The 7,246-nt window shown below is 31.9% G+C and carries 7 protein-coding genes; all 7 read right to left on the bottom strand.

Annotated features, from left to right (window positions below):
• Positions 1-514: sugar kinase (locus tag EC396_RS16055; RefSeq protein WP_164975333.1), on the bottom strand; the 514-nt coding region annotated here is incomplete at its 3' end.
• A gap of 135 nt (positions 515-649) precedes the next feature.
• Entirely contained in the window at positions 650-1,414 is a 765-nt protein-coding gene (locus EC396_RS16050; protein ID WP_129367875.1) for an SDR family NAD(P)-dependent oxidoreductase, read from the bottom strand.
• 33 nt (positions 1,415-1,447) lie between these two features.
• Entirely contained in the window at positions 1,448-2,737 is a 1,290-nt protein-coding gene (locus EC396_RS16045) for an MFS transporter (protein ID WP_129367874.1), read from the bottom strand.
• Positions 2,738-2,970: 233 nt separating this feature from the next.
• Complete coding sequence (locus tag EC396_RS16040; protein ID WP_129367873.1) at positions 2,971-3,675, bottom strand: FadR/GntR family transcriptional regulator; 705 nt, start codon at positions 3,673-3,675, stop codon at positions 2,971-2,973.
• 268 nt (positions 3,676-3,943) lie between these two features.
• Positions 3,944-4,879, bottom strand: coding sequence for a polysaccharide lyase family 7 protein (locus tag EC396_RS16035; RefSeq protein WP_240665743.1), 936 nt, complete (start codon positions 4,877-4,879; stop codon positions 3,944-3,946).
• Between the two features lie 12 nt (positions 4,880-4,891).
• Positions 4,892-5,773, bottom strand: a complete 882-nt coding sequence (locus EC396_RS16030) for a PKD domain-containing protein (RefSeq protein WP_129367872.1) — start codon at positions 5,771-5,773, stop codon at positions 4,892-4,894.
• A 49-nt stretch (positions 5,774-5,822) separates the two neighbouring features.
• Complete coding sequence (locus tag EC396_RS16025) at positions 5,823-7,235, bottom strand: RagB/SusD family nutrient uptake outer membrane protein (RefSeq protein WP_129367871.1); 1,413 nt, start codon at positions 7,233-7,235, stop codon at positions 5,823-5,825.
• Positions 7,236-7,246: the final 11 nt, after the last annotated feature.

Genomic DNA, 7,246 nt, shown 5'->3' with positions numbered 1-7,246 from the left:
ATTTAGCGCGGTAATTTAAATCGGTTGAAATGGTTAAACCTAATTTACTTGCAGCTTTTACAGCTTCTAAACAAGCATCGGCTGAACTTTGTGAAATGGCTGGTGTAATACCTGTCCAATGAAACCACTCTGCACCTGCAAATACTTCTTCCCAGTTTACCATTCCTGGTTGAATGTCTGACATTGATGAGTGTGCACGGTCGTAAACTACTTTTGAACCACGAGAAACTGCTCCTGTTTCTAAAAAGTAAATTCCTAAACGGTCTCCACCCCAAACAATTTTATCTACACCAACACCTCTTTTGCGCATTTCCATCATGGCACATTCTCCAATGTCATTTTTTGGTAAACGTGTTACAAAATCTACAGATACACCATAGTTTGCTAAAGAAACTGCTACGTTAGATTCTCCACCGCCGTAAACAACATCAAAATTATCTGCTTGTGAAAATCTTAAAAATCCTTGTGGAGCCAATCTTAACATAATCTCTCCAAATGTTACTACTTTACTCATTTTGTTTGTTTTTCTAATTAAAATAAAACTGCTTTAAAAATGTTAAAACCTCATCATTTTTCAATTCCTATTTGAAAGACGAAAATTCAACTCTTAAAGCAGTTTTTTCTTTATTTATAAAAGATTTTTTTTGAATTATATTCCTAAAGCTTGACCACCACCAATTTGGATAGTTTCAGCAGTTATAAAAGAAGCATCTTTACTAGCTAAAAAAGAAACAACACCTGCAACCTCTTCTGGCTGACCCAATCTTCCTAATAAAACACTGTTTGCCCAAGAAGCAAAAACTTCTGGTTTGGTTGCTTTAATTTGTGCGTGAAAAGGCGTATCAATAGTACCTGGAGATACTGCATTTACTCTAATTCCATATTCAGCTAAATCTTTAGCTAAAGCTCTGGTAATAGATTGCACCCCACCTTTAGACACTGCATAAATACCAGCACCTGGTCCTGCACCATTCCATGCTGCATTAGAAGTATAGTTTATGATTGAGGCATTTTCACCTTTTTTAAGGAAAGGAATAGCTGCTCTTGAAGCAAAAAATACTGAATCAAGGTTTAAAGCCATAACAAATTTGTATTGTTCAGTTGTCATTTCTTCAAAACGAGCTCTTACTCCAATACCACCTGTATTGTTTACAAGCAAATCAATTTTACCGTATTTTTCACCAATTTTAGTAATATTTTCAGTAACAGCTTCGTCATTTGTCATGTCAAAACCATAATATTCAGCCTTGATTCCAGCAGCAGTTAATTCTTTAACTCTTTCAGCACCTACTTCATCCTCAATACCATTTAAAACTACTGTATAACCATCTTGTCCTAATCTTTTTGCTACTTCAAAACCGATTCCGCCTGTAGCACCTGTAATAATCGCTACTTTTTCTTTTAAATTACTCATTTTATTTAATTTTGATTTTATTAATTACTAATATTATTTTTCTACTGATTCAATATTTCTTGCGAAGTAGTAAATTGCACCAACTCCTAGCGGTACAAATATTCCAATTACTACAAAAATTGGTGTGTACGAATAATTATCTACAATAACTGGCACTAAGAAATTCATTATAATTACTGAGAATACACCAATCATTCCACCTAAACCAGCTAATGAACCAACAGATTTTCCGCTAAAGAAATCACTTGGTAGGGTTTGCACATTACTAATTGCAAATTGGAAACCAAACAGTACAAAAAACACAATAGCTACAAATTTTTCAGCAGTATCTCCAATAAGTACAGTTGCTATTAAACCAGCAAGCATAATTACACCACCAATAAGAATGGTTGTTTTTCTACCTTTATCAATTGAATTTGTTTTGGCAATAATTTTACCAGAAACGTAACCTCCAATAACACTTCCTAATGCAGCACCAACATATGGCACCCATAAGAACATACCTACTTCTTTTACGTTAAACCCATAAATATCAAACAAATATATAGGCATCCAGGTAACAAAAATCCACCAAATTGGTTCTAAAAAGAAACGACCAATTACTACTGCCCAAGATTCTTTGAATGATAAAATTTCTCTCAATGTTTTTCCTTTAGTATCTTCAGTTGCGTTTTGATCCGCTAAACTTTGACCTGCAAGAATATACTCTTGTTCTTCTTTTGTAATCCAAGGGTGTTTTTTTGGACCTGCTTTATTGATTAACAACCAAGGAATAATCCAAAGAATACCAAAAGAACCTACCACCATAAAGGTAATTCTCCAACCAAAAGCAACAAACAGAGCTGCAATAAACGGTGGTGCAATTACAGAACCAATAGAGGCACCAGCATTAAATAAGCCTTGCGCAATGGCACGCTCTTTAATTGGAAACCACTCTGCATTACTTTTTACACCACCTGGCCAGTTACCTGCTTCAGATAAACCAAGTGTACTTCTAAAAAATGATATTGATAAAAATCCACGAACTGTAGAATGCAAAAAAGATGATATTCCCCAAACACCAATGCTAATTACATAACCAATACGTGTTCCTACTTTATCAAATAATTTTCCAGAAAATAATTGCCCCAGTGCATAAGCTACCATAAATACATTAGATATTAAACCATAATGATATTTTGTTAAACCTAGCGATTGGGCTATTGAGCCTTCAATATCTTCACCACCCCACATAATGGAAAGTGCGCTTCTGTCTATATAGTTTATAACAGTGGCTAAAAAAATCAGTCCAATTATCCACCATCTTAATCCTTTTACCTTCATAATTTTTCTATTTAATATTATTGATATTGTGATATACAACATTATGAGTCAATAAAATTATTAATGACTTAATTGCGCTATCTAATTTATATATGAAGTAACCTTAGTTGCTTATAAATAACACAAATACTCCTTAAAAAAAGTATCTGCGTATTTTATAATAACTAAGCGTAACGTTCCCTCCTAATTGTGATCAATAGTTAAACTGTGCAATTTTAACTACTGATTTTTATTTAAATTTTATTATTACAGTATTCGTATAAGTTTTTAAAATGAGTTCTCATTTCTTCTTTACCCCTAACTGCATCTTGATCTCTAATTGATTCAAAAATTGCTGTATGTTCTTTTATTCCTGAAATAGCTAATTTTTTATCACAAACATGGTATTGTTCAAAATTTGTAATAATTTCAGGTGTAATCATTAACATTAAGGTATTTAAAGTACTGTTTTTTCCAGCTTTTGCAATTGACAAATGAAATAATAAATCTTCTTGAATAGCTTCCTCACCTCTTAAAACTTTTTCAGAATAGGCATCTAAAGCTTGTTTAATATCAACCAAATCTTCTTCTGTTCTTCTTAAGGCAGCTAATTGAGCCGTTTTTAATTCTAAGACAATACGTGTTTCAACCAACGATTTAAAGTCGGGTTTATCCAATCTCAAAATATCATCAATCATTCCATTTAGGGCAATAACACCAATGTTGGCAACAAAGGTTCCGCTTTGAGGAATTGATTTTAACAATCCATAAAATTCTAATTTTTGAATTGCTTCTCGTACATTACTTCTAGTTACATCAAATTTTTCAGACAACATACGCTCAGATGGTAATTTATCACCTGGTTCCAAATTTTTATAATTAATTAAATCTCTAATTTTAGAAATTATTGAATTTTGGATTGACAGATTGTCGTTTTTTATAAGGATATCTAACTTCATTGTACAGAATTTTTAATCAATTTGGGCTCTAATTTATGAATTTTCAAAAATATTATTTCATTTAACTTGTTTTAATTATTCACAAATAACTTTTAAAACACATTTTGAATCTACCGACCTAATTGCTTAGGTCAGTATCATCAAAAATTACCAAAATATTAATTTAACTAAAATAGTTACATTAAAAACATTAACTCAAATATTATTGTTTATATAAACTTTGCATTTTTATTAATAAATACAATTTTGATGTTTGCCAAAAAAACTATTAATGACTTACTTCTAAACTGTAATACTTAACTTTTGCAAAGGTATTTTTGTCTTTACTTTGAAAATAATTTCCTGCTTTGAAATAATTTTCGAAAACACTCCATTTTTGCATGTGTATATTCTCATACACTTTTGATGCCTTATTGTTTAAAATAACTTCTAATCTTCCATTAGAAACTTTTACTTCTAAAGAAAATTTATCAAAACCTACATATTCTGGAAATGTATATCCATCATCATCGCCCCAAGCATCTGTGTATAAAATTTCTTTATCAGACGCATTTAAATCTTTTAATACTTTTGTTTTTACCCTTACTTTTCCATCAACCCAATATATTTTTAATATTGGTGGTGCATTGTTATCACTTTGTCCAATTAAATTGCGCTGCTCATTGGTTAACCTCCCATGAATCTGCATTACAATTGTTCGATAATAATCACCATCGGCATCTTTTGAAATTTCGTCAACAGCTAAAGTTCCTTTTAAATTTCCACCTTTTTCAAATGTCCAATTAACATCATTACTTCCTGGTACCATTTGCTCTCTAAGCTCTGTTCTTGAATATGAAGAATTGGCTGTTGAAGAATTTGGATACGCATAAAATACGATAGCTCCATTGATAGAATCGTTGTACATAAACGGTTTCAACGTTTCATTGGTTGCGTATTTTAATATTTCTGGAGGCGACACTTCCGTTGGGTTACCAACAGGAAGTGTAACTTTCCAGTGATTTAAATCTATATTGGGTAAATTATATGTTGGCTCCGTTGGATTTTCAACAACTTCTTCACCGCCTTCATCAACAGGAGGTGTAACAATCTCCTCTTTTGGAGTTGTTGTAGTTTCATCTTCTTGGCAACTTACATTAATGCTAATAAAAAACATCAATGTAAATGCCATTAGAAACTTAAAACAAACATATAATTTACTCATAAAATATTTTTATTATTCAGCAACTGCAATTGAAAATTCATCAACTCTACATTCAGCACCTTCATTGGTAATTAAAAGTGAAATAATAGAATTATCTCCAGAGTTAAAAGGCACATCTACTTGAACATATACACTATCATCAGATTGATCGTTACCTGTAGATGAAATAATTGTAGCATCTGCAGCTTCAGCTAAACTACCAATTGAACCTGCTAAAACAGACACCGTCACTGACCCAACTGGTGTTGTTTTAATTGTATACCAGTATGTTAAAACATAATCGGCATTTTTAGTTACAGCAACTTCTTGGTAAGCAACTCTACTTCCATCTGAAGGAAATTTAGCAGCTTGTTTACCAAAAGTAACAGGAGAACTTGTAATTTGCATAATCTCACCAAAACTACATCTCCAAGAATCACGTCCATCACCAGTTCCATCAGGCAATGTTAAATCTTCAAAACCTGGTTCACCAATTACAGGAACAGGAACAATTGGTTTAGCTGGTTTTTTAATAACAAGATCTTTACTTAAAGAACTTTCAACATTTAATTTATCTTTAACTGTTAATGTTATTGTGTATGTTGTACCTGCTTCAGTTTCATCACTAGCTTGAGCTGTGTACGCATGTTCTGGTTCAAATTCTGTTGATGTTGATCCATCACCAAAATCCCATAGATAATCTGTAGCACTAGCCGAAAAATTTCCAAAAGTGTAAGTTAAGTAATCAGCACCAATAGTTTCACTAAAAGCAGCTGATGGAGGCGTTGCATCAGGAATAGAATTTGCTTCAGGCAAATCAAATTCACATGAAGTCGCAAAAATTGACAACATGAATATTGAAACCATCAGTACCGAAGTACTGATGTGTTTTTTATATTTAAAATTATTATTCATAATATTCGTTTTTTAATTAGTTTATAATAAGAAGTAAGCTTCTTTTTTATTAATAACCAGGGTTTTGTTTTAACACCCCTTTACTTAAACCAATTTCCAATTGTGGTATTGGTAATAAAAGATCAGTAGCTGTAAAACCATATCCATTATCAGCTGAATATTGAGAAAGTACTTGTTGAGCAACACCAAATCTTTTCAGGTCGAAAAAACGTTGGTTTTCAAAAGCAAACTCTACTCTTCTTTCATCTAACAATTCTTGTTTTGTAATACTATTAACAGTTGGCATATTTGCTCTTGATCTAACTAAATTGAAAGCGTTTACAGCAGTAATATCAGAAGTAGCATCTGCAGTTCCCATTGTAGCTTCAACATACATTAATAAAACATCAGCATATCTTAAAACAATCCAGTCGTTTCCTGCCAATACAGGGTTGATTGATGTAGGTTCAATACCCAAAGCAGTATCGCCATTAGGAATGTATTTTGCTACTTGATTTAAATTTAAATTTTTTGGATCTACTCTGTAAGTATAAGCTGTTCTGTTACCTCCCATTGCAAGCATTGCAGCAGCAGCTTCATCTGTAACGTAATTTAAACCTGTAGATCTACCAACTGCATTTTGCCATTCAGCAGAAAAGTTTTGGCTATCATTAGATGTATCTCCATCATAAACAATAGCAAACATTACTTCTTTATTACCTTCATTATAAAAAACATCTTTAAAATTAGGCTCTAAGGAATATCCACTTGCCATTGCATCAACTAATAATTCTTTTGCCAAAGTATATTCTCCAAGTGTTAAATAAACTTTTGCTAATATTGCTTGAGCTGTAGCTTTTGATGCTCTTCCATAAGTTCCAGCACCTAAACCATTAACTGCAGTTGTAAGATCGCTAATAATTAGTTCATAAATTTGATCTTCAGCAACTCTTGTAAATTGAGTTTCGGTATCTAAAGGTTGAATAATTTTATCAACCAATGGAACATCTCCAAATAAACGTACCAAGTTAAAATATGCATACCCACGTACAAACTTAGCTTCTGCTTCATAAGATGCTTTATTTGCATCAGATGCATTGCCTAAATTTTCTAATACTAGATTTGATCTATAAATTACGTTGTAAAAACTACCGTAATAATCAGACACATACCCATTACTTGGACTTACTTTAAATTCTTCAAACTGAGCTTGCTCACCTTCACTACTTTTAGTTTTACCGTTATCGCAATAAACTTCAGTTAATAAGTATTCTACTTGAATAGCATGGTTATCATCTGTATCAGTTGAATTTAAACCTTGTATTCCGTTGTACATATTAAGAATACCTGTTTCAATTTCAATATCATTTTTATAATAATTATCAGTCGATATCGCTGATATAGGCTCTGGGCTTAAAAAATCACTACAAGAAGAAACGAAGACTCCTAGTAATAATATTATTAAAAATTTTATTTGTTTCATAATATATTTTA

It is taken from the genome of Lutibacter sp. HS1-25, from assembly GCF_004121075.1.
GTDB lineage: Bacteria > Bacteroidota > Bacteroidia > Flavobacteriales > Flavobacteriaceae > Lutibacter.
This window is presented reverse-complemented; position numbering and strand designations above follow the sequence as displayed.